The organism is Streptosporangium sp. NPDC087985, from assembly GCF_044741965.1.
Classification (GTDB): Bacteria; Actinomycetota; Actinomycetes; order Streptosporangiales; family Streptosporangiaceae; genus Streptosporangium.
Map to the genome: position 1 here is coordinate 41,188 of NZ_JBIUTQ010000001.1, position 25,519 is coordinate 66,706.

The following is a 25,519-nucleotide window of genomic DNA, read 5'->3' on the forward strand; positions in this document are numbered from 1 at the left end:
CGGGCCTGATCGTCACCGCGGACACAGATCCTCCCTGTCCCGTCCGGCCCGACCCGCGCGGGTGCCGGGACCGGGCGGGGAGATCATCGCCGCCACTAGGATTATTTTCGGAAAAAATCCCGATATTTGAACATTTTTTGGGTAGAAGCACGGACCGGGGCCCGCCAGGAGCAGCACCCCTCGGGCGGGTCCGCCCCTCGGGGTCGCCGCATCTCCCCCCGTGGCGGCCCCGAGGTCACCGGGTACGGCTGACAGAGATACCAAGCGGAGACCCTCGCGGCTTGATGAGTGTTATGCCAGCCACGTACGGTTTACCGCGTGACTACGCCGCTGCTTCCTGACCCCGAGCCCAGGCGGCGGGACTATGTGATCATTTCCGCCGATGATCACCTGATCGAACCGCCCGACATGTTCGAGGGACGACTCCCCGAAAAATACGCCGATCTCGCCCCCAAGGTGGTGGAGACCGACTCGGGCCACCAGGTCTGGCGGTACGGCGGAGCCACCTACCCGTGCGCCGGGCTCGACGTGGGCGCCGGCCTGCCGCGTGAGCAGTGGACGCTCGACCCGGTGCGGTTCGAGCACATGCGGCCGGGCTGCCACGACATCGAGGCCCGGATCGAGGACATGGACCGGGCCGGCGTCTGGGCGGCGCTGTGCTTCCCCGGCATGCTGGCCGGACAGTCCGGGATGGTCTTCGCCAAGACCCGTGACCAGGAGCTGGGCCTGTCGGTCCTGCGGGCGTGGAACGACTGGCACGTCGACGTCTGGGCGGGCACCTACCCGGAGCGGATCATCGCCCTGCAGCTCCCCTGGCTGACCGACCCCGAGATCGCTGCCAAGGAGATCCGGGACAACGCGGCCCGCGGCTTCAAGGCCGTGCTCTTCCCCGAGTTCCCCACGCGCCTGCGCCTGCCCTCCATCCACAGCGATCACTGGGACCCGTTCTTCCAGGCCTGCGAGGAGACGGGTACCGTCGTCTGCCTGCACGCGGGGGCGGGCTCCTGGACCCCGGTGCCGTCTCCGGACACCCCCATCGAGGCGATCACCACGCTGATGCCGGCGAGCGCCATGTTCGCCTGTGCCGACTGGCTCTGGTCGGGCGTTCCGCTGCGCTTTCCCGCCCTGCGGATCCTGATCCTGGAGGGCGGCGTGGGCTGGCTGCCGATGCTGGCCGAACGGGCCGACTACGCCCTGGACCACCCGGTCGCGGGTGAGGCGGCCTGGGAGGGCGGCCTCAAGCCCAGCGAGGTCCTGCGCCGTAACTTCTTCTTCGGCACGCTCAACGACCACGCGCTGTCGGGGGTGCGCCTGGCCGTGGGGCTGGAGCACGTGCTGCTGGAGAGCGGCTACCCGCACTCCGTCTCCAGCTGGCCCGACACCCAGCAGGCCGTCGCGACGAACCTGGGCAGCCTGCCGGCCGCCGACATCGCCCGGGTGGCCTACGGCAACGCCGCCCGCCTTTTCGGCCACCCGCTACCCTCCCGCGCCTGGCTCAGGATGGAGAAGCTCTGACCTGTCCGCGCTCCCAGTCGACGTAGCGGCCGCTCTCACCGAGCAGCGAGCCCATCAGCCACAGGAAGACCCCGAAGTCGTCGACCACCCCGATGAGCACCAGGAAGTCGGGGATGGCGTCGATCGGCGAGATGATGTAGAGCACGCCGAACCCCATCGTGGCGAGCTTGCTCCTGCTCATGCCGGGATACCGCCCGCGCATCACCGCGCCGATCAGCTTCGGGATGGCCCTCAGACGGGTGCCGAGACCGGGGGACCCCGGCTCCGTCACGTTCCTGTACGCCCGCCAGGCCTGTGCCGCACGCGCCGCCTTCGCCATGGGGAACCTCCTTGGGAGCACGTCCGTCCAGCGGCCCCCTACCCCGCCGCCTCACGATATAACGCGTGATCTCCAACCGGCGTTCCCACTGTGCACCACGTCACCGTGCGTAAAATGTTAGAACCTTTAAGTGATGAAAAGACAATGGCGTGGACTGCTCGGCGCGGCGGTCCTGGTGACCTGGATGGCCGCGCCCGCGCTGGCCGGATCCGCCGGAACCGCGGTGTTCGCCCACGGCCGAGCCGCTCTCCCCGCTCCGTGCCGGGAGGTGGAGCGCGACGGGTCGCTGCTCCGCATCTCCGTGTTGGGGTGCGAGCCCCCGTTCCTGCTGCAGGTGACCCTCGGAATCGGGTCGGGGGCGGCGGAACCGGAGCATCCCGAGGCCGAGCCCTGGCGTCCGGCGGAGCCCGCACCGGCGGAGCCGGGACATCCCGCACCCGAGCCTCCGGATCCGACCGCGCCCCCACTGCCCCCGCCTCCCCCGCCGTCTCCGCCGTCTCCGCCGCCCGTGTCCCCGGAACCACCGCCGTCCCGGTCGCCCCTGCCCCCGCCCGCGGAGCCGTCCCCCCCGCCCCGCAGAGCCGCCCTCCCGCGGATCCTCCCCGCGCCGAGCCCGTCCCCGTCTCCGTCCCCATCTCCCACGCCCCGGCCGGCCGTCAAGCCACCCGACTCCCCCCACCCCCTGGAGCGGCAGATGATGCTGGACCGCTTCGCCGACCGGCGTCAGGGCACCGATCGCAAGCTGGTCATCCTGGTGATCTTCACCGGCGTCATCTCGGTCACCGCGATCGCCGCACTGAAGGGCCGGGGCCGGGTCCGCCGGTGACGGCCGCGGGGGAGAGCCCACCGGCGGGCTCTCCCCCGCGTGACGGGTCACTCCGACGCGAATCCCACCGGGAAACGGGAGTCGATCTGGTCGTACTGCTGCTGCGCCGCCTCGAAGGCGTCGGGCCCGACCGCGCTCAGCCCGCTGAACGGATGGCTGATCAGCATGATGAAGCCGATCCCGATGACGACCACGGCCACTCTGACGGCGTCACCGATGACCGACTGCGGTGTCGGTCTCGCCCCGAGCGTCCAGGGCAACACGATCACCAGCAGCCCGGAGATGATCATTGAGATCACGAAGATGGCCTCCAGACCCGTCTCGGCGTCGTCCGCGCGGAGAGCACGCGCGTGGGCGACCTCGGAGACACGGCTGAGCGCGTCCTTCTGGAGGCTCTTGCTCTGATCGCCGACCGGCCGCAGCCGGATCGTCGCGGCACGCATGTCCTTGAGGGTCGCCGTGGGGACCGACGACATCTCGCCCCTGGCCATCAGCGGCCAGTCGAGGTCGGCGCTCTGCGCGGAGTACTGGCGGATCTGCGCCCGGATGGGAGCCGCCTCCGGGATCGGCGCCACCGACCAGTACATCTCGGTCAGCGTCTCGGCCTCGGCCTGGACGTCGGTCTGCGACGTCGCGAGCGCGTCACGGCAGAGCACCGCGGCGTAGGCCAGCACGAGCAGGTAGACGGCGAGAGCGAGGTTGGCGGCGAAGTCCACCGACGCGGCGCCGCTGCCCTCGTCCGCCCTGCCCCTCCGCCTGAGCACGAGAAGCGCGATCAGCATGATCGCAACAGCCGCCACGACCAGCACGGTTACCCAGCCCATGAGACTCCCTCGAAATCGTCACCAAAACAACTACCGAGGGTAATGTCTTCATTACTGAAATTCTCGTGGTTCGTTCCAGTCGTCACGCACGAAGTTCGTGAACCCCCGCGATGAAGTCACGGGCGACACCGCGCAGGCCCGGCAGATGGGAGAGTCCGACCAGCCGATCCACCAGCGGCACGCTGAGTTCGATGAACCGATAGGTCCGCCGGCACCCCTCCGAGGCGTCGTGCACCCAGAACATCACGACCCCCATCGACATCAGCCAGAGCAGCTCGGGCAGCTCGGCCCTGAGCTCCGCGTCCATCCGGTCCGCCGACCCCTCCACCACCCTGCGGTAGATCTCGATCGCCGCATCCCGGGCGGGTGCCGACGCCGCGCTGAACGGGCTGAGGGGGTTGCTCGGCTCTGCCGCGTGCTTGAAGAACTTCACCGCGAACTCGTGATACGGCTCCGAGACGCGCACCCACTCCCGGAGAACACCGCCCAGCCGCAGGGCGAAGGAGCGCTCGGTCGCCAGCAACTCCTCGCACGCGGCTTCGTGCTCGGCCTGCGCCCGGTCGTAGTACGCCTGGACCAGGGCTTCCTTGGAGTCGAAGTAGTAGTAGGCGTTGCCCACCGAGACCCCCGCCTCGGCGGCGATGGCCCGCATCGTGGTGGCTTCGTATCCGCGCTCGCGGAACAGCCTCAGGGCCGTCTCCACGATGACTTCGCGGGTCTTGTCTGATCCACGGCTTCTCTGGGTCGGCTCGGACACATTCGTCACTGTACGACCCGTGGCCTCGTTAGGTCATCGAGCCGCACGATGATCACCATCACAGGACAAAATCCCCCCGCACAGAGGGGTCATACCGGTTGGAATGTGGGATTGATCCTTCTGGTGGGAGGGCTCCTGTCACAAGGGATAAAACGATGGGAACACCTCCCTGTAAACAGAGGGCTGCGCGGCTGGCGGTCGGAGCGCTGCTGACTCTGCAGATATCGCTCATAACGATGGCATCGCCCGGCACCGCCTCTGCGGACCCCCCATCCTCGTCGACCGTCGTCATGGCTGTGGCCCCATCCACGGCGAGCCATCCCGCCAAGGCCCTGGACAGGACCGCCGAGACCTCCAGCCCCGGCGTTCCGGCCAGCTCCGGGCGCCTCTCCCGGAGCCCGTACCGGCAGGCGTCCGCGCTCCAGGAAGGGACGGCGAAGGTAAGGTCAAGGCCCGATCAGCCGATACGGCTCGACCAGGCGCAGGCCTTCCAACGGCTCAAGGCCGCCGGCCTGCGCTGGAAATCGTCCGGAGGGTGCACCAACCGCAGAGTGGGATCCTGCACCTCGCTGGAGGCGGTGCGGGCCGCCACCGTGGCCAACGTGATCGATCTGAAGCGCGACAGCAAGTGCCCGATCGTCGTCACCGGCGGCACCGAGGTCGGCCACGCACCCGGCCGCTACAGCCACCACCGGGGCTACAAGCTGGATATCAAGCCCAACCCCTGCATCAACGACTACATCACGCGCAACCACGCCTTCGCCGGCATCCGCAGCGACGGAGCCCCCCTCTACCGGAACGCGGGAACCGTCTACGCCCGCGAGCCCAGCCACTGGGACATCCTCTTCCGCTGACATCGGCGGTCTCCGAAACGTACGGCTTCCGCCGGCCGCGCAGAGCCGTACGACCGCGCAGAACCGTACGGCGGCGTCCGGCGCCGCCGTACGGCGAGAAGGTGGCCTCCGCCCTACGGCGGAGAGGCGACTACGCGAACTCGGCCGCGACCAGCTCGGCGATCTCCGCCGCGTTCAGGGCCGCGCCCTTGCGGAGGTTGTCCCCGCAGACGAACAGGTCCAGAGTGTTCGGGAAGTCGAGCGCCTGACGGATGCGACCCACATAGGTGGGGTCGGTGCCGACGACGTCGGCCGGGGTCGGGAAGACGCCGTTGGCCGGATCGTCCATGACGACGACGGTCGGGGCGGCCTCCAGGATCCGGTGCGCGTCGGCGACGGTGATCTCGCGTTCGAAGGTCGCGTGCACGGCCAGCGAGTGGGTCGTGATCACCGGGACCCGGACACAGGTCGCCGAGACCTTCAGGTCGTCGATCCCGAGGATCTTCCGGGACTCGTTGCGGAGCTTGATCTCCTCGGAGGCCCAGCCACCGTCCTTGAGCGACCCCGCCCACGGCACGACGTTGAACGCCACCGGCGCGGGGAACGGCGACTCGTCGTCGCCCAGCTTGTTCTGCAGCATCTTGCGCACGTCACCGGCGGTCTGCCCGACCGTACGGTCGCCCGCGAGAGCCTCGATCTCGTCATAGAGACGGGCCGAGCCGGCCACGCCCGCACCGGAGACCGCCTGGTAGGAGGCGACCACCAGCTCGCGCAGGCCGTACTGCTCATGGAGCGCGCCCATCGCGGCCATCATCGACAGCGTGGTGCAGTTGGGAGTGGAGATGATGCCCAGCGGACGGTTGCGCGCGGCCTCCGGGTTGACCTCCGGCACGACCAGCGGGACCTCGGGGTTCATCCGGAAGGTGCCCGACTTGTCGACGGCGATCGCACCGCGCGCGGCGGCGACCGGCACCCAGACCTCGGAGACCTCGTCCGGCACGTCGAAGATGGCGATGTCGACGCCGTCGAAGACCTCGGGGGTCAGCTCCTGGACGACCACGTCCTCCCCGCGGACCCGCAGGATCTTACCGGCCGACCGGGCGGACGCGACGAGCCTGATCTCGCCGTAGATGTCCTCCCGGCTGGAGATGATGTCGCGCATGACGGTGCCCACGGCACCGGTCGCGCCGATCAGGGCGAGAGTGGGCTTGCGGCTCATCGGCCGGTACCTCCGTAGATCACAGCTTCAACCTGGTCGGCGTCGAGATTGAACGCGTGATGCGCGGCGGTGACCGCCGCGTCCACCTCGTCCTGTCCGACGATCACCGAGATGCGGATCTCCGAAGTGGAGATCATCTCGATGTTCACCCCCGCGTCGGCGATGGCGGCGAAGAACGTCGCGGTGACGCCGGGGTGTGAGCGCATGCCCGCACCGATCAGCGAGACCTTTCCGATCTGGTCGTCGAAGAGCAGCGACTCGAAGCCGATGCGCTCCTGGATCTTCTTCAGTGCGGTGAGCGCCGTGGAGCCATCGGCCGTGGGCAGCGTGAAGGAGATGTCCGTCCGGCCGGTCGCCGCCGCCGACACGTTCTGCACGATCATGTCGATGTTGACCTCGGCGTCGGCCAGCGTTTTGAAGATCGTCGCAGCCTCGCCGACCTTGTCGGGCACTCCGACAACGGTGATCTTGGCCTCGCTCCGGTCGTGCGCGACGCCGGAGATGATCGGCTGCTCCATCTCTGTTCCTTCGCTCTCGGGGTCGGAGACGACCCACGTGCCTTCCCTGGTGCTGAACGAGCTTCTGACGTGGATCGGCACGTTGAAACGGCGAGCGTACTCCACGCAGCGCAGATGCAAGATCTTCGCGCCGCAGGCCGCCATCTCCATCATCTCGTCGTAGGAGATTCTGGGGATCTTGCGGGCGACCGGGACGATCCGGGGATCGGCGGTGAAGATGCCGTCCACGTCGGTGTAGATCTCACACACGTCGGCGTTCAGGGCGGCGGCCAGCGCGACGGCGGTCGTGTCCGAACCGCCCCGGCCGAGTGTGGTGATGTCCTTGGTGTCCTGGGAAACGCCCTGGAACCCGGCCACGATCGCGACCTGACCGTTGTCGAGCGCACCCTGTATCCGGCCGGGCGTCACGTCGATGATGCGTGCGCGGCCGTGGGACGAGTCGGTGATGACGCCGGCCTGGGAGCCGGTGAACGAGCGCGCCTCCTGGCCCAGATTGGCGATCGCCATCGCCAGCAGCGCCATCGAGATGCGCTCACCGGAGGTGAGCAGCATGTCGAGCTCGCGGACCGGCGGCAGCGGCGAGACCTGCTGAGCGAGATCCAGCAGCTCATCGGTGGTGTCACCCATCGCTGAGACGATCACTACGACGTCGTTGCCGGCTTTTTTCGTCGTGACGATCCGCTGGGCGACCCGCTTGATGCAGGACGCGTCGGCGACGGACGAACCACCGTATTTCTGAACAACGAGCGCCACGAGATGTCTCCGAAGCAATCTAGGGCTGTGGAGTTCACAGTCTACTGGCGCTGTAGTAAGTCACCCGGGTCTGGCCAGCATGTGGACGATCACACTGTTGTGCGTTCTTCCGCCACGTCAAGACGGGTGTGCGCGACGAGCGCCTGGAGGGCACGCATCGCCGCTCCGGCGTGGTTTCCCCACGTGTTGAAGTAGGAGTACTGCCACCACCACAGCGCCTCCAGCGGGCGGCCCGCCTGGTAGTGCCGGAGACCGTGGATGAGATCGGCGGCCACGGCGGTCAGGTCGTCCGACAGGCGGTACGGCGTGACCACGGTGTCCTTGTAGGGGTCGAAGACCTCGGCGTAGTCGTCCACCGGGCCCAGCCGCTCGGCGAGGGCCGTACGGACGACGTCGGCGTCCGGGTCCTCACTCAGATGCGGCTCCCAGTTGCCGGACAGGATCACGTCCTGGCTGGCACCGAGCTGCGCGCCCGCCGAACTGACCTGGGCCACCTCGACCAGCAACAACGGCAGTATGGCGTCTCCGCCCTCGCCACCGGCCAGCCTGGTCAGGCCGTCGATGTAGTTCTCCGCGTGCTCGGCGATCCGTTCCGCCAGGGCACTCCATGCGTCAGACATCCAGCAGCCTCCTTCCTTCGAACGCGCGGCCCAAGGTGACCTCGTCGGCATATTCGAGGTCACCGCCTACCGGCAGGCCACTGGCCAGTCGTGTGACTTTCAGACCCATCGGCTTGACCAGACGGGCGAGATAGGTCGCCGTCGCCTCGCCCTCAAGGTTGGGGTCGGTGGCGAGGATCAGCTCGGTCACCTGGCCGTCTGCCAGGCGCGTCATAAGATCGCGGATGCGGAGGTCGTCGGGACCGACTCCGTCGATCGGGCTGATCGCCCCGCCGAGCACGTGGTATCGGCCACGGAACTCGCGGGTCTTCTCGATCGCCACCACGTCCTTGGACTCCTCGACGACACAGATCACGTGGGGGTCGCGCCGGACATCACGGCAGATCCGGCACTCCTCCTCGGCCGCGACGTTTCCGCAGACCCGGCAGAAACGGACCTTCTCCTTGACCTCCAGCAGCGCGTGGGCGAGCCGCTTGACGTCGGCCGGCTCCGCGGCCAGCAGGTGGAACGCGATCCGCTGCGCGCTCTTGGGACCGACGCCGGGCAGCATCCCCAGCTCGTCGATCAGGCTCTGGACAACCCCTTCGTACATGGCTCAGAATCCGGGCAGCTGGCCGAGCCCGCTCCCGCCGCCCAGCCCCTGTGCGAGTGGTCCGAGTTTCTCCTGCTGGAGGTCGGCGGCCGCGCGCACGGCATCCCTGATCGCCGCGATGACCAGGTCGGCGATGGTGTCGGCCGTCTCCTGGGGATCATCCGGGTCAACGGCCTCCGGACTGATCTTCAGTTCCAGCAGTTCGCCCCCGCCGTTGACCGTGGCCACGACAAGTCCGCCGCCCGCCGAGCCCTCGACCTCCGCCTCGTTCAACTCCTGCTGGGCGCTCACAAGCTGCTGCTGCATGAGCTGTGCCTGCTCCAGCAGCTGCTGCAGGTTGACATCCCCTGGGTTCACCGTCGTTGTGCTCCTCGTCCGTGACATCAGTCGTCACGAGCCTACGGGGTTCGGGCCAGGTGTTGTACTGGCATGCGCACGTGTTCCTCCCAGAGAGGCGTCAAACCTCCGATCGGGTCCCGGCCCCCCTCCAGACGTCCGGGACCCGACCTGACACGCGCCGGAGCGGCCGCACACGGCGACGTGCGCCTCTGAACTTAGCCGAATCCGGGCCGCACACAGGGTGCGTTTTCTCAATCACCCTCCGCGCATCTCGTGGGGCCGGACAGCCGTGGGCAGGGGTCTCCGTCACAACCGCTCCGGCATCGAACCCCGTTCCCGCACGTCAGGATCGCGGAGAGCCCGGGTGCCTGGGGCCGTACGGCCGTCAGGTGTGGTCGATCTCGCCGATGATCTGACCGCCGAGCTCGCGCTGGATGAGGGCCATGCCGGTGAGCTCGTCGACATCGGCGTCCGCGTCGTTCAGCGGGTCGACATCGTCGGTCTCGACAGCGGGCTTACGGGCCGGCACAGCGTCCGGCCAGGCCGCCTTGGCGCCCCCGGCGGCCCTGGGACCCGACTGTGCGGCGGCCTTGGCCGCCGAGCGGGCGGCGGCCAGACCCGGGCTGGGAGTGGGCGGCGAACCGGGATCGTCGGGGAGCGGGGCGTCCGGCCAGGACTCGTCGGTGGCGGGCGGGACCTGCCGGGCCGGGGCGGCCGGAGCCTCTCGGACAGCCGGAGCCGTCTGAGCCACCGGAGCCGGTGCGGGGTCCGGCCTGGGGGGAACGTCCTGACGTGACGGAGGCGGGCTCTGCGGGGGCGCCGCCGGAGGGCGGGCACCCCCGGAGGGGCCGCCGCCACCGGCCACGACGGCCTCGACCTTCCAGGTGCCGCCCAGCACGTCCTGGAGCGCCGCCGCGACCACCGTGTCCTTGCCGCCGCCGGTGAAGTTCCTCATCGCGCCGACCTGGGTGAACCCGAGGGTGACGATCTTGTCCTCGACCCCGACGACCTGGGCGTTGGTGTTCACGTTCGCCCAGACGACGATGCTGCGCTGCTTGAGCACCCCGAGCACCTGCGGCCATGCCTGCTGGACGGCACCGGCCCCCGCCCCGGAGACCGGTGCGGCTGCTGGCTGGGACTGGGATTGAGGCTGAGGTTGAGGTTGAGGAGCGGGGGCGCCGGGCCTGACCGCGGTGGGCCAGTCCCCGCCGTTCTGGACGTGGGACTGATCGGCGGCAGCGGTGGGAGCCACGGTGGCGACCGGCGGCACCGCGGGCGGCGGCTGGGGCGCAGGCACCGCGTAGACCACCGGAGCGGGCACGCCGGAGGCCACCGCGCCACCGCCCCGCTCCAGCCGCTCCAACCTGGCCAGCAGTGCGGCCTCGCCCTGCGCCACCCCGGGGAGCAGCGTTCTGGCGCACATCAACTCAAGCAGCAACCGGGGTGAGGCGGCACCACGCATCTCGGTCAGGCCCGCGTTGAATATCTCGGCGGCGCGGGTCAGCTCTGCCGGACCCATCGAGGCGGCCTGTTCCTGAAGCCGCTCCAGCTCGTCTGCGGGCCTGTCGAGCAGCCCGCTGGTGGCCGCCTCCGGCACGTTGGCCAGGATCACCAGGTCACGGAAGCGCTCCAGCAGGTCCATGGCGAACCGGCGGGGGTCGTGTCCCCCTTCGATCACCCGGTTCACGGCCTGGAACACCCGCGCGCCGTCGCGGGCCGCGAAGGCGGCGATCACGTCGTCGAGCAGATCGCCGTCGGTGTAGCCCAGCAGGGAGACCGCGCGGGCATAGGTGATGCCCGCCTCGTCCGACCCGGCGAACAACTGGTCGAGGATCGACAGCGAGTCACGCGCCGACCCGGCACCCGCCCGGACCACCAGAGGGAGCGCGGCCGGCTCGAACGGGACCTTCTCCGAGGTGAGGATCTCCTCCATGAGCGCGCGCAGCGCCGCTGGCGGGATCAGCCGGAACGGGTAGTGATGGGTCCGGGACTTGATCGTCCCGATGACCTTCTCGGGCTCGGTGGTCGCGAAGACGAACTTCAGATGCGGAGGAGGTTCTTCGACGAGCTTGAGCAGCGCGTTGAAACCCTCCCGGGTCACCATGTGCGCCTCGTCGATGATGTAGATCTTGAAGCGCGCCGACACGGGCGCGAAGAAAGCTCGCTCACGCAGATCGCGGGCGTCGTCCACGCCACCGTGCGAGGCCGCGTCGATCTCGATGACGTCGAGGTGACCGGGACCGGTGGGGGCCAGCGCCACGCAGGAATCGCACTCCCCGCACGGGTCGGGGGTCGGGCCCTTCTCGCAGTTCAGCGAGCGGGCCAGGATCCGGGCGCTGGAGGTCTTGCCGCAGCCGCGTGGTCCGCTGAACAGGTAGGCGTGGTTGATGCGGCCGCTCCGCAACGCCTGTCGCAGCGGCTCGGTGACGTGCTCCTGTCCCTTGACCTCGGCAAAGGTCCCGGGCCGGTACTTGCGGTAGAGCGCAAGACTCATGCGACGCTCCCACCTGCGAGGGGCCTGAAACGAAGAGACCCCTCGCACACCCGCCAGAGCCTGTTTATCCTTGCTGCCTTCCGGCCCTGGGGAGGTTCACAGGGTGACGCCGCGCGAGGGGTCCTGGCACAGTCTAGCCTCTGAACGGAGTCCTCGGGGTCCCGAACACCGGAGTGATCGGAGTCCTGAATATGTGGTCCACGCAGTCCTGAAAGTTCGGTAAGCTTCTCCACGGAGGATTCGCCTAGTTGGCCTAGGGCGCACGCTTGGAAAGCGTGTTGGGGGCAACCCCTCAGGAGTTCGAATCTCCTATCCTCCGCTCTGCCTGAACAGGCGAACGGAGGCCCGGATCACGATGTGGTCCGGGCCTCCGTCGTTTCCCGCCGAGCCGCTGCCCGGTAATGGGAGTGGCACCGCAGGCATAGAGTCCGAATCTCTCCTAAACTACATAGTGTGATCTTCAAGCTGATCGGTGATGGACGGCCCTACCCCGAGCACGGCCTTTCGCATCGCGAATGGGCGCAGATACCGCCGCGACAGGTCCGGCTCGACACGCTGATCACCACGAAAGCGGTGCTCGACCTGCACTCTCTGCTCGCGAAGGACTCCACGTTCTACGGCGACCTGTTCCCGCACGTGGTGCAGTGGCGCGGCGAGCTCTACCTTGAGGACGGCCTGCACCGCGCGCTGCGCTCGGCCCTGCACCAGCGTTCGGTCCTGCACGCCCGCGTCCTTGAGCTTCCGGACAGCTGAGAACGCCGGAGGAACGCCCCCCAAGCGATCGAAGGGACATCGGCGATGGACTTCAGGGACGACGCCGAGCTGGACAGCTCGCAGGTTGAGAGCCGTGGCGGGGGAGGAGTGTCCGGGGGTGGCCTCGCGATCGGCGGCGGCGCGGCCGGAGTCATCGTGCTCGTCCTGGCCCTGGTGTTCGGGGTCGATCTCGATGACGTCGTCGGCGACGATCCCGTTCCGGCGAAACCCGGCTCCGATCTCAGCGCGAAGTGCAGGACCGGGCGGGATGCCGACCGGAATGAGGAGTGCCGGGTGGTCGGCGTGGTCAACAGCATCCAGCGCTACTGGCCCACGGCCATGAAGGGCTACAAGCCGGCCAAGACCGTCACGTTCTCCGGCAAGGTGAGGACCGCCTGCGGCGCGGCCGACACCTCGGACGGCCCGTTCTACTGTCCCGCCGACCACAAGGTCTACCTGGACCTGTCCTTCTTCAAGGAGCTCCAGCGCGACTACGGGGCCAAGGGCGGGCCGTTCGCCCAGGCGTACGTCATCGGGCACGAGTACGGTCACCATGTGCAGAACCTGCTCGGCACCGTCGAGAAGGCCGAGAAGGGCCCCCAGAAGGGGCCGAAGAGCGCTTCCGTCCGGCTGGAGCTGCAGGCCGACTGCTACTCCGGGGCCTGGGCCAAGAACGCCTACGAGACCGGCCTGTTCGAAAAGCCGTTCACCGACAAGGACATCAAGGAGGCGCTCAGTGCTGCCTCGGCGGTGGGCGACGACAACATCCAGAGGCGTTCCCAGGGCCGGGTGACCCCGGAGGGCTTCACCCACGGAACGTCGGCGCAGCGCGTCACGTGGTTCACCACCGGTTACAAGAGCGGCGACCCCGGCAAGTGCGACACGTTCGCCGGAAAAATCTGAAGGAATCCCCCCACGCCCGCGTCCTGGAGATCTCCTCGGAAGGCTGGGAACGTCGCAGGAGCTCCCGGCATGCGAAAGGCCTCTGTCCCGTCTGAACGGGCCGGAGGCCTTTGCGGTGGCGGTGGAGGTGGGATTTGAACCCACGGATAGGTTGCCCCATCACACGCTTTCGAGGCGTGCGCCCTCGGCCACTAGGCGACTCCACCGCGGAGCAGCTTACCGGATAACCGCTATTGCTCGCGCATCCGCCGGACAGCGAAGAATTCGGTGAGTACGGCGGCGCACTCGTCGTCCAGCACTCCTCTGACGACCTCGGGCCGGTGGTTGAGACGGCGGTCCCGGACCACGTCCCACAGCGAACCGGTGGCCCCGCCCTTGGCATCCGCGGCGCCGTAGACGATGCGATCGACCCTCGCCAGCACCGAGGCCCCCGCGCACATCGTGCAGGGCTCCAGCGTGACCACCAGGGTGCAGCCGGTCAGCCGCCACTCCCCACGGACGCGGGCGGCCTCTCGCAGGGCGAGCATCTCGGCGTGCGCGGTGGGGTCGGCCAGGGACTCCCGGTCGTTTCCGGCCTCCGCCAGCACCGACCCGTCCGAGTCGAGAACGACCGCGCCGACCGGCACCTCACCGCGGGCGCCGGCCCGTACGGCCTGCGCCAGGGCGAGCCGCATCTCAGGGATGTAGTCCGTCACCGCAACCGATCGAGCTCGTCCGCGAAGGCCAGCCTCTCGGCGATCACCGAGAGGGTGTCCGCCGGAAGCACGCCCTCCTCCATGCTGAGTTCGATGAGTTCGTCGGGACTCACGCCGAGGTCGCTCAGGAGCTCGAAGTCACCTGCCGGCCGTACGCCCAGATCGGGTGTCTCCCTGTCCGGCGCGACCCCGGCCAGCTCGGCGAAGAGCCTTCCGAGCCCGTCGGAGACCCCGGCCTGGGCATCGGACAGGAAGGTGCGGGGTTCCTGGTCACCCTGGTAGCGGACGATCGCGAACCACTCGTCCTCCACCTCCACGCAGAGCAGGGCCAGTTCGTCGCCGTCGAGCGCGAGATGCTCCTGGACGGCCTCATCCAGGTCGTCGGCTATCTCGGCGGCGCTGAGATCGACCTCCGTGCCGTTCCATCCGCCCGGGGTGCGGACGAAGGCTGCCGAGAACACACTGTTGCCGGATGGTTTGGAGAACATGGCCGATCTCCCAAGGTCAGCCGAACACCGAGTCGATGGCGCGTTCGAACGGCTCGGAGAATCCCAGCCGCGCCGCGATGCTGGACAGAACGTCCTCAGGGAGCAGGTCGATGTCGCCGGAGAGGATGCCGAGCTCCATCTCGTCGAGTCCCAGGTCGGCGAAGATCGACAGATCTCCCGCGGGGAGCACCGTCTCCTCGTCCTGGAGGATCGCCTCCAGATCGTCCTCGTCCGGGACCGGCACGTCGAGGTATTCCAGCACCTGCTGCGCGAGCGGGAAGTCCCAGGACGCGGCGATGTCGGAGAGGAAGACCTCCACCCGCTCACCGAACACCCGTAGCGCCACGAAGAACTCATCCCCCACGGCGACCAGGCCAATCGTGCCGTTCATGCTCGGCTGCTGGCGCAGAGCGTGAATCAGGCCGTCGAGATCCGAGGTAAGGGCCACCGGAAGCATCTCCGCTTCCCAGCCGTCGTCCTCGCGGTAGACCACGATGGCAAAGTCCAACGGGTCTTCGTCTGACATGGTCATCCCCACCGATGTGTTCTCTACGGATGCCAATACTTTCAGAACCGGCCCGCCACCGTACGTCTCCCCGACCAAATTGTGATTAAATCCGCGTGCGGACGCCCCGCGCGCTGTCCGTTATCTCCTGAGCAGTCATACCGGATACCGTTGGCATCCATGGAAACCCTGGTCGTCGACCACCCGCTGGTAGCCCACAAGCTGACCGTGCTGCGGGATATGAACACGGATTCGCCCACCTTCCGGCGCCTCGCCGACGAGTTGGTGACGTTGCTCGCCTACGAGGCAACCCGCCATGTCCGCACGACCGAGGTGACGGTGCGGACCCCTGTCGCCGCCGCGCAGGGCGTGCGACTGGCCCAGCCGTACCCGCTGGTCGTGCCCATCCTCCGCGCCGGCCTGGGCATGCTGGACGGCATGACCCGGCTGCTGCCGACGGCCGAGGTCGGTTTTCTCGGGATGATCCGCAACGAGTCCACGCTGAAGGCCGAGACCTACGCCACCCGGCTCCCCGACGACCTGTCGGGCCGGCAGGTCTATGTGGTGGACCCGATGCTGGCCACCGGCGGCACCCTGGCCGCGGCGATCGAGTTCCTCTTCGAGCGCGGCGCCGACGATGTGACCGCGCTGTGCCTGCTGGCCGCCCCCGAGGGCATCGCCCACATGGACAAGGTCTTCGCGGGCAGCGGCAAGCCGATCCGCCTGGTGACGGCGGCTCTGGACGAGCAGCTGAACGAGCAGGGCTACATCATTCCGGGACTCGGCGACGCCGGGGACCGCCTTTACGGCGTCGTCTGAGGAAACTTCCTCCCAAAGGGAGAAGCGTTTCGCCGTTTCTTCGTTACAGATTGTGCTTGCCTGGGTACTGATAGTAGCGAAGGCATCTCTTCTGTGTCCCCGGCCCGCAGAGGCCGCGGGCGCACACCAGGGAGAACAATGAGCGAGCGAATCATCCGGGACGCGGAGCCCGATCCCTACGAGGACGTCAGCACCGTGTTACGGAACGAGTTTTCCGAAGTCCACCCGGCTACCACGGTGACCCGCTGCATAGAGGCGGCGCACTACGGCGCGCTGGAGGTCACCGGCCACGCCCATCCCGGGCTGGTCGAGCGGATCGCCCGCAAACACCTTGAGGTCCTCGCGCTGGTCGCGAGCGAGCGAGGGTGATGGAGATCACATCAATCGGAGCAGGCCCTCGGCACGGATCGAGACCGTAATCGGTTGATGCGCTTTACCTCGCCTATGGCGTGGGTAATGTATACGGCGGGTGCAGTGGGTCAGTGGTAGTAGGAGGCCGCAGTGCAGGTCAAGAAGGTTCTCACGTATGGCGGTGCCGCCTTCGTAGCGTTTTTCCTGTTCACACGACCAGGTGACGCCGCGAACGCAGTGAAGGGTGCCATGGATACGGTGTACACAGCGGCCAATTCCCTGGCCTCATTCGTTTCCCATCTGTCATGAGGCTGGTGACCCACGGGGACTCAGCTCCCTCGTCGGTCAACCGCTACCTACTCCCCCACGAACACCAGGTCATCATGGTGCGGCGCCACCCAGCCGTGCTGCTCCGTCCGGTCGCCGAAGTGCTGGGCGGACTGATCCTTGCCGGGTTGCTCAGCAAGTGGTTCGGCGAAAAGGGCGGCAGTGGCGCGCTCGTCGTCGTCTGGTGGGCATGGCTCCTGCTGCTGATCCGCTTCGTGTGGAAGGTGGCGGAGTGGTCGGTCGACTACTTCGTCGTCACCTCGAAGCGGATGCTGCTCACCACGGGGCTGATCACCCGCAAGGTCGACATGATGCCCCTCGGCAAAGTGACCGACATGAGCTTCCAGCGCTCGCTGCTCGGCCGCATGCTTGGATATGGCGAATTCGTCCTGGAGTCGGCCGGTCAAGATCAAGCTCTGTCGAGGGTCAACTACATCCCCTATCCGGAGACCCTTTACCTCGAGGTCTGCCAGATGCTGTTCCCTGGAGGAAACGACTCGGATGATTAGTTCCGCTATGTCCTTTATGGCGGAGCAGTAAGGAAGAGTCCGTCTATGGATTTTTCACGTGGGGTTACCCGATTCGACTGCTTCATGCAATCATGGCGGGAACGTTGACCATCCCCCGCCCTGAGAGATCAGATGCCGAGTCAGGGAACCATTGGTGACCGCGTCCGCGGACTGCGGCTGAGTAGGCGCATGTCTCAGGCCCAGCTGGCTGGGCCTGACCTCTCCGACAGTTACGTCTCCCTCATCGAGTCGGGTAAGCGCACGCCGACTCTCGTGGTCGCCCGCCTTCTCGCCGAACGGCTGGGGTGCACCACCGAGTTTCTGCTGCACGGTATCGAGCCGCGTCAGCGCATCGACACCGAGCTGGGCCTGCGCTACGCGGAGCTTGAACTGCAGCACGGTGACCCGTACACCGCCGGCGAGAGATTCAGCGAGATCGCCAAGATCGCCGGCGAGGAGAACGCCATCCTCTCCGCGCACGCGCGGCTTGGCCGGGCCCGTGCCCTGGAGTCCCAGGGCAGGATCGGCCCGGCGGTGGAGGCGTTCGAACGGCTCCGTCGTGAGGCGGCCACCCACCCCGAGCGACTCGCCGATCTGCCCCTGACCGTGGCCCTGAGCCGCTGCTACCAGCATGCCGGAGACGCCCTGCGGGCACATGATCTGGCGACCCAGGCCCTCACCCAGGTGAACCGGCTGGCTCTGAACGAGGGCACGGTCGCCGTGGACCTGGCCGCCTCCCTGATGGAGTCCGAGACTGCCCGGGTACCGGACTCTCCCGGCCTGGCCTACGTCCGGCATGTTCTGTCGGTCAATGGCGTCCCGGCGGCGGTCAACCGCATCATCGAGATCCGCACCCTCTGGGAGGCGAGCATCACCGCCGCCGAGGGCGAGGATTCGGCACTGGCCGTCCACCTGGCCGACGACGCGATCGCGGCCGGGCGTCCAGCCCAGATGGCCCTCCGGCTCGCCCGCGTCGCGACGGACTGGTCACGGCTCACCGCCTCTCTCGGCACAGAGTCGCTCGACGAGGCGAACAAGCTTACGACCGCAGCGAGCAGGGTCTTCGGAACGTTCCCCGACAGGGTGCACGACTACGCCAAGAGCCTGGTGGTGCTCGCCTCCGTCCAGCTCGGAAGCGGCAATCCCGATGGCGCGGCCGGCCTGGCCGGGTCTGCCCTCGCAGCACTGGACGGCCGGAGCGGCGTCACGGCCGCCACCGCACGGCTGGTCCTCGCCCGGGTCACGCTCGCCCTGGGTGAAGGCGATGTCATGGCCATCCTGCGGGGTGTCCGCGAGCTACTCGACAGCTCGATGCCCGTGATCTCCGGCCTCGACCGGGAGTCCGCGCGGGTCTGGCGTGAGCTCGGTGATCTGTACGGCCGGATCGGCGCCGGGAAGGAGCAGGTGAGCGCATACCGTAAGGCGCTTGAGGCCGCCGGAGTGCGTGGTGCGATGGTGGGTATGACGGTCGATTCAGTATTGGTTCGGTAAAGCTCCTGCCCTTCCACGGCTTCTGATTTGTTTTTCTGCCTCCGGAATAATTAGGGTCGACCAGTCATTGACTCATAGGATGATTGGTTTCCCCGGAGGAGGCGGACTGTGAGTCTGCGTACGGCGCAGCGAGCGTCCCTCGTCGACCAGGTGATCGATCAGCTCAAAGAGCAGATCACTTCGAACTCCTGGCAGATGCACGCGAAGATTCCCACCGAGACCGTGCTGGCCGAACAGCTCGGAGTCGGACGTAACACCGTACGTGAGGCGGTACGGGCGCTTACCCACGCCGGCCTCCTGGAGTGCCGCCAAGGTGACGGCACCTACGTCCGTGCCACCAGCGAGCTGTCGGGAGCCATGCTGCGGCGGCTGCGCACCGCCGAACAGCTGGAGATCCTGGAAGTACGGCGCGCCCTGGAGGTGGAGGCTGCCCGGCTGGCCGCGACGAGGCGCAGTGACGCCGACGTCGTCCGGATCGAGGCCGCCCTCGCCGAACGGGAACGGGCCTGGGAGATCGGCGAGCCCAACGCGTTCGTCGAAGCCGACCTCGCCTTCCACATCGCGGTCGTCCAGGCCACCCACAACATGGTGCTGATCGACCTCTACGAGGACTTCTCCGTCGCCCTGCGGGCCAGCATCACCGCCGCTGGCACCTCGATCAACAGCACCTACATTCCCCACGAGGCCATCGCCCGTGCCATCGCGGCCGGCGACGTGTCCGCCGCCGAACGTGCCGGCCACGCGTGCATGGAGCACATCCTGATCTCCTTGACCGAGGCTCAGGAACTCCCCTCCTGACTCCGCTCTCTCCGCATGGGAGGAGGGCTCCACTCCCTGCGGCAGGGGGTGGAGCCCTTCTCCCGCGCGGCTTCTCAGCTGAGTCGCAGGGACATCACGAGATAGCGGAAGGCGGGATCGGCGTCGCCGGGGACCTCGGTGATGAGAGCCGGGCGGCTCGGAGACTGCATGTGGAGCCGGACGTAATCGGTATCGATCCCGGTAAGGCCGTCCAGCAGGAACTGGTACTGGAAGGCGATCTGGATGCCGTCACCGGACAGCTCGGCTTCCAGCGACTCGGCACCGCGGCCGATGTCGCCGCCCCCCGCCTGGATGAGCACCTGGCCCTGGCTGAACGACAGCCGGACCGCGGTGTTGCTCTCGGCGACCAGCGCCACCCGCTTGATCGCTTCGATGAACGGCGCCACCCTCAGGTCGGCCCGGATCGGCCAGTCGTCGGTCAGCCGTGAGCGGTAGTCGATGAACTGCTCGTCGAGCAGGCGGACCGTGGTGCTCCGGCCGACGCTCTCGAAGCCCGCGACACCGTCGCCCAGCGCCATCGACACCTCGCCGCCGCGCAGCGACCTGGCCACCTCCACGAGCACGCGGGCGGGCACCATCGCCGCGGCCGTGACGTCGGGCTGCTCGGGACGCCAACCGAACTCCCTGGCGGCGATGCGGTAACGGTCGGTGGCGGCCAGGGTCACGGCCTCGCCGGAGATGTCGACCCGGACACCGGTCAGCATGGGGAGAGTCTCGTCGCGGCTGGCCGCGGGCGCCACCTGACCGACCGCGCTCGCGAAGACCACGCCGCCGATCGCACCGATCTTCGGCGGCATGACGGGGAGGGTCGGGAAGTCTTCCACGGGCATGGTGAGCAGCCCGAACTCCGCGCTGCCGCAGGTCAGCACCGCCTCGGAGCCACTGGTGACGATGTCCACCGGCTCGGCGGGCAGGCTCCGGCTGATCTCGGCGAGGAGCCTGCCAGGAATCAGCACCCGGCCCGGCTCCGCCACGTCGGCCTCGACCGAGGCGCGGGCGGAGACGTCGTAGTCGAAGGCCGACAGCACGAGGTCGTCTCCGGCCTCCAGAAGCAGGCCGGAGAGCACGGGAATGGCCGGGCGGTTGGGCAGCAGCCGGGCGGCCCAGGCCACGGCGTCGGCCAGGACATCACGGTTAACCCGGAACTTCACCTGATCATCCCTCCGTCCTGAACGGCACCACAATGTGCGGGGCCGTACTCCAGCAGAACGGTATCCGGTGCGACCGACAGAACCTCCCGGCGGCCGGGGGGGCGCCCGCCGGCGCCCTTCATGTGACGCGTCGCGGACGTCGTCCGGGAATCGCGGGCACGGGTGGGACCTTCAGCCTCCACGGGCGGCGTTGAGGTAGGCGAGAACGGCCAGGACCCGGCGGTTGTCGTCGTCCGAAGGGCCGAGGCCGAGCTTGCCGAAGATACCGGCCGTGTGCTTGCCGACCGCGCTCTCGCTGAGGAACAGACGCTGGGAGATGGCGACGTTGGAACGCCCCTCCGCCATCAGCTCCAGCACCTCGCGCTCGCGCGGGGTCAGCGTGCCGAGCGGCTCGTGCCGGGCGGTGCTGGCCAGGAGCTTGGCGATCACCTCGGGGTCCATCGCGGTGCCTCCGGCGGCGACGCGGCGGACCGCGTCGACGAACTGCTCGGCGTTGAACACCCGGTCCTTGAGGAGGTAGCCGATCGCCCCGGAGCCGTCGGCCAGCAGTTCGCGGGCGTAGAGCTGCTCGACGTGCTGGGAGAGCACGAGCACCGGCAGTCCGGGGACGGCCCTGCGGGCGGCCAGCGCCGCCTGGAGCCCCTCGTCGGTGAACGTGGGCGGGAGCCGTACGTCCACCACGGCGACGTCGGGCCGCTCCTCGATCAGCGCCCTCAGCAGTTCGGGACCGGACTCCACCGCCGCGACGACCTCGAAGCCGTGCGCCTGGAGCAGGTGGACCAGACCGTCTCTCAGCAGGTAGAGATCCTCGGCTATGACGACTCGTTGGCTCATCGGTCCAACTCTAGAGAGGCCGGCCCGGCCTCCGCCATCAACCGCCGGCGTGAGTGTGCGATGGGGATCGTCAGGGCCACACCGTACATGGCGAGGCCCAGGACGATGTTGAAGACGATCATCGGCCACTGCCACGGCTCAGGCAGATGGAGGGCGAGGAACCAGCTCTTCTCGCCGGAGCCGACGATCTTGAGGACCATCGCGACCAACCCCTGCGGGAACAGGGGGAGCCAGCCCAGACCCCAGCCGAGTACGACGACGGCGATCTCCCACCTGGACAGCGGGTCATCCTCCGGGAGAGCACCCCAGGCCGGCGCGTGCGGCAGGTCGATCGTGGCCGTGGTCGGGCCGCCGGGCGGGCTGTCGAGCGCGAGCACCCCGTCGAAGGCCGCCAGCCGCCGCTCGATGCCGCGCAGGCCACTGCCCCGCGAGGGGTCGGCGCCACCCGAGCCGTCGTCGGTGACGGTCACGCGCAGCGCCCTGCCCTGGGTGCTGATGTCGATCCACACGTGGTCCGCGCCGCCGTGGCGGACCGCGTTGGTGAGCAGCTCGCTGATCGAGAAGTACGCCGCCGACTCGACGGGCGGATCCGGGCGGTCCTTCAGGTCGACGGTGACCGTGACCTTCAGCGGGCTGTCCAGCGCCAGCGCGCGTACGGCGTCGCCCAGGCCGCGTTCGGCCAGGACCGGCGGGTGGATGCCCCTGACCAGGTCGCGCAGCTCGGTGAGCGCCGCGGACGAGGCTTCGCGCACCTTGGCCAGCAGAGCCTTGGCCGCGACCGGGTCGGAGTCCATCAGCTCCTCGACCGCGCCGAGCGTCATACCCATGGCGACGAGCCGGGCCTGGGCGCCGTCGTGCAGGTCGCGCTCGATCCGCCGCAGCTCGGCCGCCTGGGAGTCGGCCGCCTCCAGCCTGACCTGGTCGAGCCGCTGGACCCGGCCGGCCAGTATGGACCTGGCGGTGGGCGAGAGCCACAGGTGGTTCCACCACCCGTAGAACCGCAGCAGCCAGGGCGTCGAGGCCACTCCGGCGACGGCGACGGCCACCCCCAGCGGCGCGGCCTGCGGGACCCAGTACCACGGCATGGCCAGGCCGTACCCGGCCATGGTCAGGGGCAGCAGCACCAGGCTCCCGCCGACAAGAGGGTTCAGCGTCAGCCAGGACACGTCCCGCCAGGTGGCCGGATCGGTGTACATCCACTTCCAGCGGTTGTTCCACGCGGGCCACCGAGGCGTCTTGTAGAGCTGGCGCTCATGCCGGTACCAGCCGTCCGGCTGCGGCCGGGGCGGAGGCGGAGGCGGCAGGTAGGACGGCGCCGTCTCGATGCCCAGCCATCGGCCGTTCAACCTCCGGGCGGCCGTCGCACGGAGCCTGACCAGCCTGACCATGGGGGGAAAGAAGAAGACCATCCCCAGTCCGGTCAGGACGGCGGTGACCAGGCCCAGCCCGATCAGGAGAACGTCGGCCAGGGCCAGCGCCCCGAGAGCCAGGGCCCGGCCGACCATCACCACACGTCGCCTCATGACCACCAGTGTCGGCGATCGGTCTCCGTCTCGCCCAGTGGCGCTGGACGCCATCCGGAGGTGGAGGTAACCACACCCCTGCCGGGGGCCCAGACGGATTCTGTACGGCCCGCGACATTCCTAATGTCGTCGGTATGAAGGTCATCGAGGTCAGTAACCTCCGCAAGCGATACCGCGACCAGCTCGCGGTGGACGACGTGTCGTTCACCGTCGAGGAGGGCGAGATCTTCGGCGTTCTCGGCCCCAACGGCGCGGGCAAGACGACCACCGTCGAGTGCGTCGCCGGCCTGCGCACCCCCGACTCCGGAACCGTGAGCGTACTCGGCGGTCTGCGCGGCATCGAGCTCAGAGAGCAGCTCGGCGTCCAGCTGCAGAGCTCCGCGATGCCCGCGAAGATCAGGGTCTGGGAGGCGCTGGACCTGTACGCCTCCTTCTACCGGGCACCCGCGGACTGGGAAACGCTGCTGGAACGGGTCGGACTCGCCGGCAAGCGGGACACCCCCTACGGCAAGCTCTCCGGCGGCCAGCAGCAGCGGCTGTCCATCGCGCTGGCGCTGATCGGCAACCCCCGGGTGGCGATCCTGGACGAGCTGACCACCGGCCTGGACCCGCAGGCCCGTCGCGACACCTGGGAGCTCATCGAACAGGTCCGCGCGGACGGGGTGACGGTCGTGCTGGTCACCCACTTCATGGAGGAGGCCGAGCGGCTCTGCGACCGGCTCGCGGTGATCGACTCTGGCCGGGTGGTGGCCGTCGACAGCCCGTCCGGCCTGATCTCCCAGGTGGACCACCGGCAGCGCGTCAGGTTCCGGCCGTCGGCCGCGTTCGACGACGCCGCGCTCAGCGCCCTGCCCGAGGTGGAAGGGGTGAGCCGTGACGGCGGCCGGGTCGAGGTCACCGGCACCGGGAACCTGCTGCTCGCGGTCACCACCGCGCTGGCCGAGGCCGGGGTCGTCCCCGCCGACCTCCGGGTGGAGCAGGCCACCCTCGACGACGCCTTCCTCGCCCTCACCGGAAAGAAGATCTCCGCTTGACCTCCTCCCCAGAGCCAAAGCCCGGGGCCTCAACGCTGGAAGGACTGAAATGAACAAGATGATCCTGACCGAGGCGAAGCTCTTCCTGCGGGAGCCGGGCGGCCCGATCTTCGCGATCCTGCTCCCCCTGGCCCTCCTGCTGGGGCTCGGCAGCATCCCCGGCTTCCAGGAGGCGAACCCCGAACTGGGCGGGCAGCGGGTGATCGACACCCAGCTCCCCGGCATGATGGTGATCCTGTCCGTGGTCACGATGGCGCTGACCGGGCTGCCGGCCGTCCTGGTGGGCTACCGGGAGAGCGGCGTGCTGCGCCGGATGTCCACCACCCCGGTCGGCCCGGTCCGGCTGCTGGTCGCCCAGGTCGTGAACAACGTCGCGGTGGCGGTCGTCGCGACCGCCCTGCTGGTCGGACTGGGCAACCTCGTCCTCGGCGTCGCCGTACCCGGGAACCTCCTGGCGTTCGTGGGCGTGTTCGTGCTCGGCAGCGCCTCGATGTTCGGCCTCGGCCTGCTGATCGCCGCCGTGGCGCCCAACGCCAAGGCCGCGCCCGGCATCGGCTCGCTCCTGATGTTCCCGCTGCTCTTCCTGGCGGGCATGTGGATCCCCCGGGAGCTCCTGCCGGACCTGGCACGGCAGATCGGCGACTTCCTGCCGATGGCGCCCTTCGCCCAGGCGCTCCGCGACACATGGGCGGGTCACGCGCCCCAGCCGCTGCATCTGGTGGTCATGGCGGTGACCGTGCTCGTCACCGGGGTACTGGCCGCGCGGCTGTTCCGGTGGGAGTAGGCCATCGGTCCGGTACGGCCCGCGCCCGAGGGTGCGGGCCGTACCGGACCGTGGTCGTACTGGAGACGTTCTTCGAACGCCCGCTCGATCCCCGGGGCGCTAGGCGTGCTGTCGGGGAGGGAAGATCCGTGCCACTCTGGGACCATGCTGACACTGGCGCATGTGAGTGACATCCACATCGACGGCTCCCCCCGCAGCATCGAGCGGACACGGGCCGTCATGCGACACCTGGAGAACCTGCCCGGCCCGCTGGACGCCGTCATCGTGACCGGGGACATCGCCGACCACGGTTCGATCGAGGAGTACGAGATCGCGCGCGAGCTGCTGGCCTCGCGTTACCCGACGGTGCTGTGCCCGGGCAACCACGACGCCCGCCCGGCCTTCCGCAAGGTCCTCCTCGGCCAGGACGGCGACGGCCCGGTCAACCAGGTGCTGCGGCTCGACGGCCTGACCGTGGCCCTGTGCGACTCCAGCATCCCCGGACGGCCGGAGGGCGTTCTGGAGGACGAGACGGTCGCCTGGCTGGAGACCGTGCTCGCCGAATCGCCTGGCACCCCGGCCATCGTGGGCATGCACCACCCCGCGGTGGCGCTGGGCATCCCGTACGTGGACACGATCGGGCTGCGCGCCCCGGAACGGCTGGAGGAGGTGCTGCGGCGGCATCCCCAGGTGATGGCCGTGCTCGCCGGCCACGCCCACACCCCGGCGAGCACCACTTTCGCGGGCCTGCCGCTGATCGTCGCCCCAGGGGTCATCTCCACCGCGCTGCTCCCCCAGGAGTTCGCCTCACCGGATCCCCGTAACTTCGACCTCCCACCTCAGATCGCCGTCCACGTCTTCGAGGACGGCCGCCTCACCACCCACATGCGCCCGGTGATCTGAGCCCGTACGGCGGGGCGCTCCCGCGGCTCTCCCGGACCCGCA

Annotated in this window: 28 protein-coding genes, 2 tRNA genes and 1 other RNA gene; 14 read left to right on the forward strand and 17 right to left on the reverse strand. The window is 68.7% G+C overall.

All coding sequences use genetic code 11. From position 1 onward, the window contains the following. Nucleotides 1-318: 318 nt before the first annotated feature. Nucleotides 319-1,515 (forward strand): amidohydrolase family protein, encoded by a 1,197-nt coding sequence (locus ACIN94_RS00205; protein ID WP_400697444.1) that lies wholly within the window; start codon nucleotides 319-321, stop codon nucleotides 1,513-1,515. Here ACIN94_RS00205 and ACIN94_RS00210 read toward each other — a convergent pair. Beyond that, complete coding sequence (locus tag ACIN94_RS00210; RefSeq protein WP_400697446.1) at nucleotides 1,496-1,834, reverse strand: YkvA family protein; 339 nt, start codon at nucleotides 1,832-1,834, stop codon at nucleotides 1,496-1,498. The genes ACIN94_RS00205 and ACIN94_RS00210 overlap by 20 nt on opposite strands. A gap of 133 nt (nucleotides 1,835-1,967) precedes the next feature. Between ACIN94_RS00210 and ACIN94_RS00215 the strand changes: the two genes are divergently transcribed. Continuing rightward, nucleotides 1,968-2,660, forward strand: coding sequence for a hypothetical protein (locus tag ACIN94_RS00215; protein ID WP_400697449.1), 693 nt, complete (start codon nucleotides 1,968-1,970; stop codon nucleotides 2,658-2,660). A 47-nt stretch (nucleotides 2,661-2,707) separates the two neighbouring features. Here the strand turns inward: ACIN94_RS00215 and ACIN94_RS00220 are convergent, their stop codons facing one another. Next, a complete protein-coding gene (locus tag ACIN94_RS00220) occupies nucleotides 2,708-3,484 on the reverse strand; it encodes a hypothetical protein (protein WP_400697451.1) in 777 nt (258 codons plus the stop codon). Nucleotides 3,485-3,566: 82 nt separating this feature from the next. After that, nucleotides 3,567-4,241 (reverse strand): TetR family transcriptional regulator, encoded by a 675-nt coding sequence (locus tag ACIN94_RS00225; protein WP_400697454.1) that lies wholly within the window; start codon nucleotides 4,239-4,241, stop codon nucleotides 3,567-3,569. Nucleotides 4,242-4,531: 290 nt separating this feature from the next. Between ACIN94_RS00225 and ACIN94_RS00230 the strand changes: the two genes are divergently transcribed. Next, nucleotides 4,532-5,095, forward strand: a complete 564-nt coding sequence (locus tag ACIN94_RS00230; protein WP_400697456.1) for a hypothetical protein — start codon at nucleotides 4,532-4,534, stop codon at nucleotides 5,093-5,095. A gap of 130 nt (nucleotides 5,096-5,225) precedes the next feature. Here the strand turns inward: ACIN94_RS00230 and ACIN94_RS00235 are convergent, their stop codons facing one another. From ACIN94_RS00235 to ffs, 7 genes are all read right to left on the reverse strand, one after another. After that, nucleotides 5,226-6,293, reverse strand: coding sequence for an aspartate-semialdehyde dehydrogenase (locus tag ACIN94_RS00235; protein WP_400697459.1), 1,068 nt, complete (start codon nucleotides 6,291-6,293; stop codon nucleotides 5,226-5,228). Beyond that, the gene (locus ACIN94_RS00240) at nucleotides 6,290-7,564 is read right to left on the reverse strand and encodes an aspartate kinase (RefSeq protein ID WP_400697462.1); all 1,275 of its coding nucleotides are present in this window, start codon (nucleotides 7,562-7,564) and stop codon (nucleotides 6,290-6,292) included. The genes ACIN94_RS00235 and ACIN94_RS00240 overlap by 4 nt, the downstream gene beginning before the upstream one ends. Before the next feature lie 89 nt (nucleotides 7,565-7,653). Further along, nucleotides 7,654-8,184, reverse strand: a complete 531-nt coding sequence (locus ACIN94_RS00245; protein ID WP_400697465.1) for a DUF5063 domain-containing protein — start codon at nucleotides 8,182-8,184, stop codon at nucleotides 7,654-7,656. Then, entirely contained in the window at nucleotides 8,177-8,776 is a 600-nt protein-coding gene (recR, locus tag ACIN94_RS00250) for a recombination mediator RecR (protein WP_400697469.1), read from the reverse strand. The genes ACIN94_RS00245 and recR overlap by 8 nt, the downstream gene beginning before the upstream one ends. A 3-nt stretch (nucleotides 8,777-8,779) precedes the next feature. Next, on the reverse strand, nucleotides 8,780-9,133 hold the full coding sequence (locus tag ACIN94_RS00255) for a YbaB/EbfC family nucleoid-associated protein (RefSeq protein ID WP_400697473.1): 354 nt from the start codon (nucleotides 9,131-9,133) through the stop codon (nucleotides 8,780-8,782). 367 nt (nucleotides 9,134-9,500) lie between these two features. Continuing rightward, nucleotides 9,501-11,609, reverse strand: coding sequence for a DNA polymerase III subunit gamma and tau (locus tag ACIN94_RS00260; protein WP_400697476.1), 2,109 nt, complete (start codon nucleotides 11,607-11,609; stop codon nucleotides 9,501-9,503). A 30-nt stretch (nucleotides 11,610-11,639) separates the two neighbouring features. Next, nucleotides 11,640-11,735, reverse strand: an RNA gene (gene ffs, locus ACIN94_RS00265) — signal recognition particle sRNA small type. Between the two features lie 107 nt (nucleotides 11,736-11,842). On the opposite strand from ffs, the gene ACIN94_RS00270 reads away from it, so the two are divergent. The 3 genes from ACIN94_RS00270 (at nucleotide 11,843) to ACIN94_RS00280 (ending at nucleotide 13,265) form a co-directional block, all read left to right on the forward strand. Next, a tRNA-Ser gene (locus ACIN94_RS00270) sits at nucleotides 11,843-11,928 on the forward strand. A 134-nt stretch (nucleotides 11,929-12,062) separates the two neighbouring features. Then, a complete protein-coding gene (locus ACIN94_RS00275) occupies nucleotides 12,063-12,362 on the forward strand; it encodes a type II toxin-antitoxin system VapB family antitoxin (RefSeq protein ID WP_400697479.1) in 300 nt (99 codons plus the stop codon). 45 nt (nucleotides 12,363-12,407) lie between these two features. Then, nucleotides 12,408-13,265 carry a neutral zinc metallopeptidase gene (locus ACIN94_RS00280; protein WP_400697482.1) on the forward strand — a complete coding sequence of 286 codons (858 nt, stop codon included), beginning with the start codon at nucleotides 12,408-12,410 and terminating at the stop codon, nucleotides 13,263-13,265. A 116-nt stretch (nucleotides 13,266-13,381) separates the two neighbouring features. On the opposite strand, the gene ACIN94_RS00285 is transcribed toward ACIN94_RS00280, so the two are convergent. From ACIN94_RS00285 to ACIN94_RS00300, 4 genes are all read right to left on the reverse strand, one after another. Then, a tRNA-Ser gene (locus ACIN94_RS00285) sits at nucleotides 13,382-13,471 on the reverse strand. A gap of 24 nt (nucleotides 13,472-13,495) precedes the next feature. Further along, nucleotides 13,496-13,939, reverse strand: coding sequence for a tRNA adenosine(34) deaminase TadA (gene tadA / locus ACIN94_RS00290; RefSeq protein ID WP_400699901.1), 444 nt, complete (start codon nucleotides 13,937-13,939; stop codon nucleotides 13,496-13,498). Between the two features lie 17 nt (nucleotides 13,940-13,956). Continuing rightward, entirely contained in the window at nucleotides 13,957-14,448 is a 492-nt protein-coding gene (locus ACIN94_RS00295; protein ID WP_400697484.1) for a tRNA adenosine deaminase-associated protein, read from the reverse strand. A gap of 16 nt (nucleotides 14,449-14,464) precedes the next feature. Next, on the reverse strand, nucleotides 14,465-14,974 hold the full coding sequence (locus ACIN94_RS00300) for a tRNA adenosine deaminase-associated protein (RefSeq protein ID WP_400697487.1): 510 nt from the start codon (nucleotides 14,972-14,974) through the stop codon (nucleotides 14,465-14,467). 159 nt (nucleotides 14,975-15,133) lie between these two features. Here ACIN94_RS00300 and upp point away from each other — a divergent pair, with 159 nt between their 5' ends. The 5 genes from upp to ACIN94_RS00325 all read left to right on the forward strand — a co-directional run bounded on the left by upp (nucleotide 15,134) and on the right by ACIN94_RS00325 (nucleotide 19,248). Next, nucleotides 15,134-15,772, forward strand: coding sequence for a uracil phosphoribosyltransferase (upp, locus tag ACIN94_RS00305; protein WP_400697490.1), 639 nt, complete (start codon nucleotides 15,134-15,136; stop codon nucleotides 15,770-15,772). A gap of 138 nt (nucleotides 15,773-15,910) precedes the next feature. Further along, a complete protein-coding gene (locus ACIN94_RS00310) occupies nucleotides 15,911-16,141 on the forward strand; it encodes a hypothetical protein (protein WP_400697493.1) in 231 nt (76 codons plus the stop codon). A 287-nt stretch (nucleotides 16,142-16,428) separates the two neighbouring features. After that, nucleotides 16,429-16,959: a PH domain-containing protein gene (locus ACIN94_RS00315; protein ID WP_400697496.1), complete on the forward strand. Its 531-nt coding sequence runs from the start codon at nucleotides 16,429-16,431 to the stop codon at nucleotides 16,957-16,959. Nucleotides 16,960-17,091: 132 nt separating this feature from the next. Then, nucleotides 17,092-18,450 (forward strand): helix-turn-helix domain-containing protein, encoded by a 1,359-nt coding sequence (locus tag ACIN94_RS00320; protein ID WP_400697499.1) that lies wholly within the window; start codon nucleotides 17,092-17,094, stop codon nucleotides 18,448-18,450. Nucleotides 18,451-18,558: 108 nt separating this feature from the next. Continuing rightward, nucleotides 18,559-19,248, forward strand: a complete 690-nt coding sequence (locus tag ACIN94_RS00325; protein WP_400697503.1) for a FadR/GntR family transcriptional regulator — start codon at nucleotides 18,559-18,561, stop codon at nucleotides 19,246-19,248. A gap of 74 nt (nucleotides 19,249-19,322) precedes the next feature. Here ACIN94_RS00325 and dnaN read toward each other — a convergent pair whose 3' ends face one another. The 3 genes from dnaN to ACIN94_RS00340 form a co-directional block, all read right to left on the reverse strand. Next, entirely contained in the window at nucleotides 19,323-20,420 is a 1,098-nt protein-coding gene (gene dnaN / locus ACIN94_RS00330) for a DNA polymerase III subunit beta (RefSeq protein ID WP_400697506.1), read from the reverse strand. 171 nt (nucleotides 20,421-20,591) lie between these two features. Further along, a complete protein-coding gene (locus tag ACIN94_RS00335) occupies nucleotides 20,592-21,254 on the reverse strand; it encodes a response regulator (protein ID WP_400697508.1) in 663 nt (220 codons plus the stop codon). After that, nucleotides 21,251-22,777: a sensor histidine kinase gene (locus ACIN94_RS00340; protein WP_400697511.1), complete on the reverse strand. Its 1,527-nt coding sequence runs from the start codon at nucleotides 22,775-22,777 to the stop codon at nucleotides 21,251-21,253. Before ACIN94_RS00340 ends, ACIN94_RS00335 begins: the two co-directional genes overlap by 4 nt. A 134-nt stretch (nucleotides 22,778-22,911) precedes the next feature. On the opposite strand from ACIN94_RS00340, the gene ACIN94_RS00345 reads away from it, so the two are divergent. From ACIN94_RS00345 to ACIN94_RS00355, 3 genes are all read left to right on the forward strand, one after another. Further along, nucleotides 22,912-23,811, forward strand: a complete 900-nt coding sequence (locus ACIN94_RS00345; RefSeq protein WP_400697514.1) for an ABC transporter ATP-binding protein — start codon at nucleotides 22,912-22,914, stop codon at nucleotides 23,809-23,811. A 49-nt stretch (nucleotides 23,812-23,860) separates the two neighbouring features. Then, on the forward strand, nucleotides 23,861-24,595 hold the full coding sequence (locus ACIN94_RS00350) for an ABC transporter permease (RefSeq protein ID WP_400697516.1): 735 nt from the start codon (nucleotides 23,861-23,863) through the stop codon (nucleotides 24,593-24,595). A gap of 162 nt (nucleotides 24,596-24,757) precedes the next feature. After that, nucleotides 24,758-25,477: a phosphodiesterase gene (locus ACIN94_RS00355; protein WP_400697519.1), complete on the forward strand. Its 720-nt coding sequence runs from the start codon at nucleotides 24,758-24,760 to the stop codon at nucleotides 25,475-25,477. Nucleotides 25,478-25,519 lie beyond the last annotated feature (42 nt).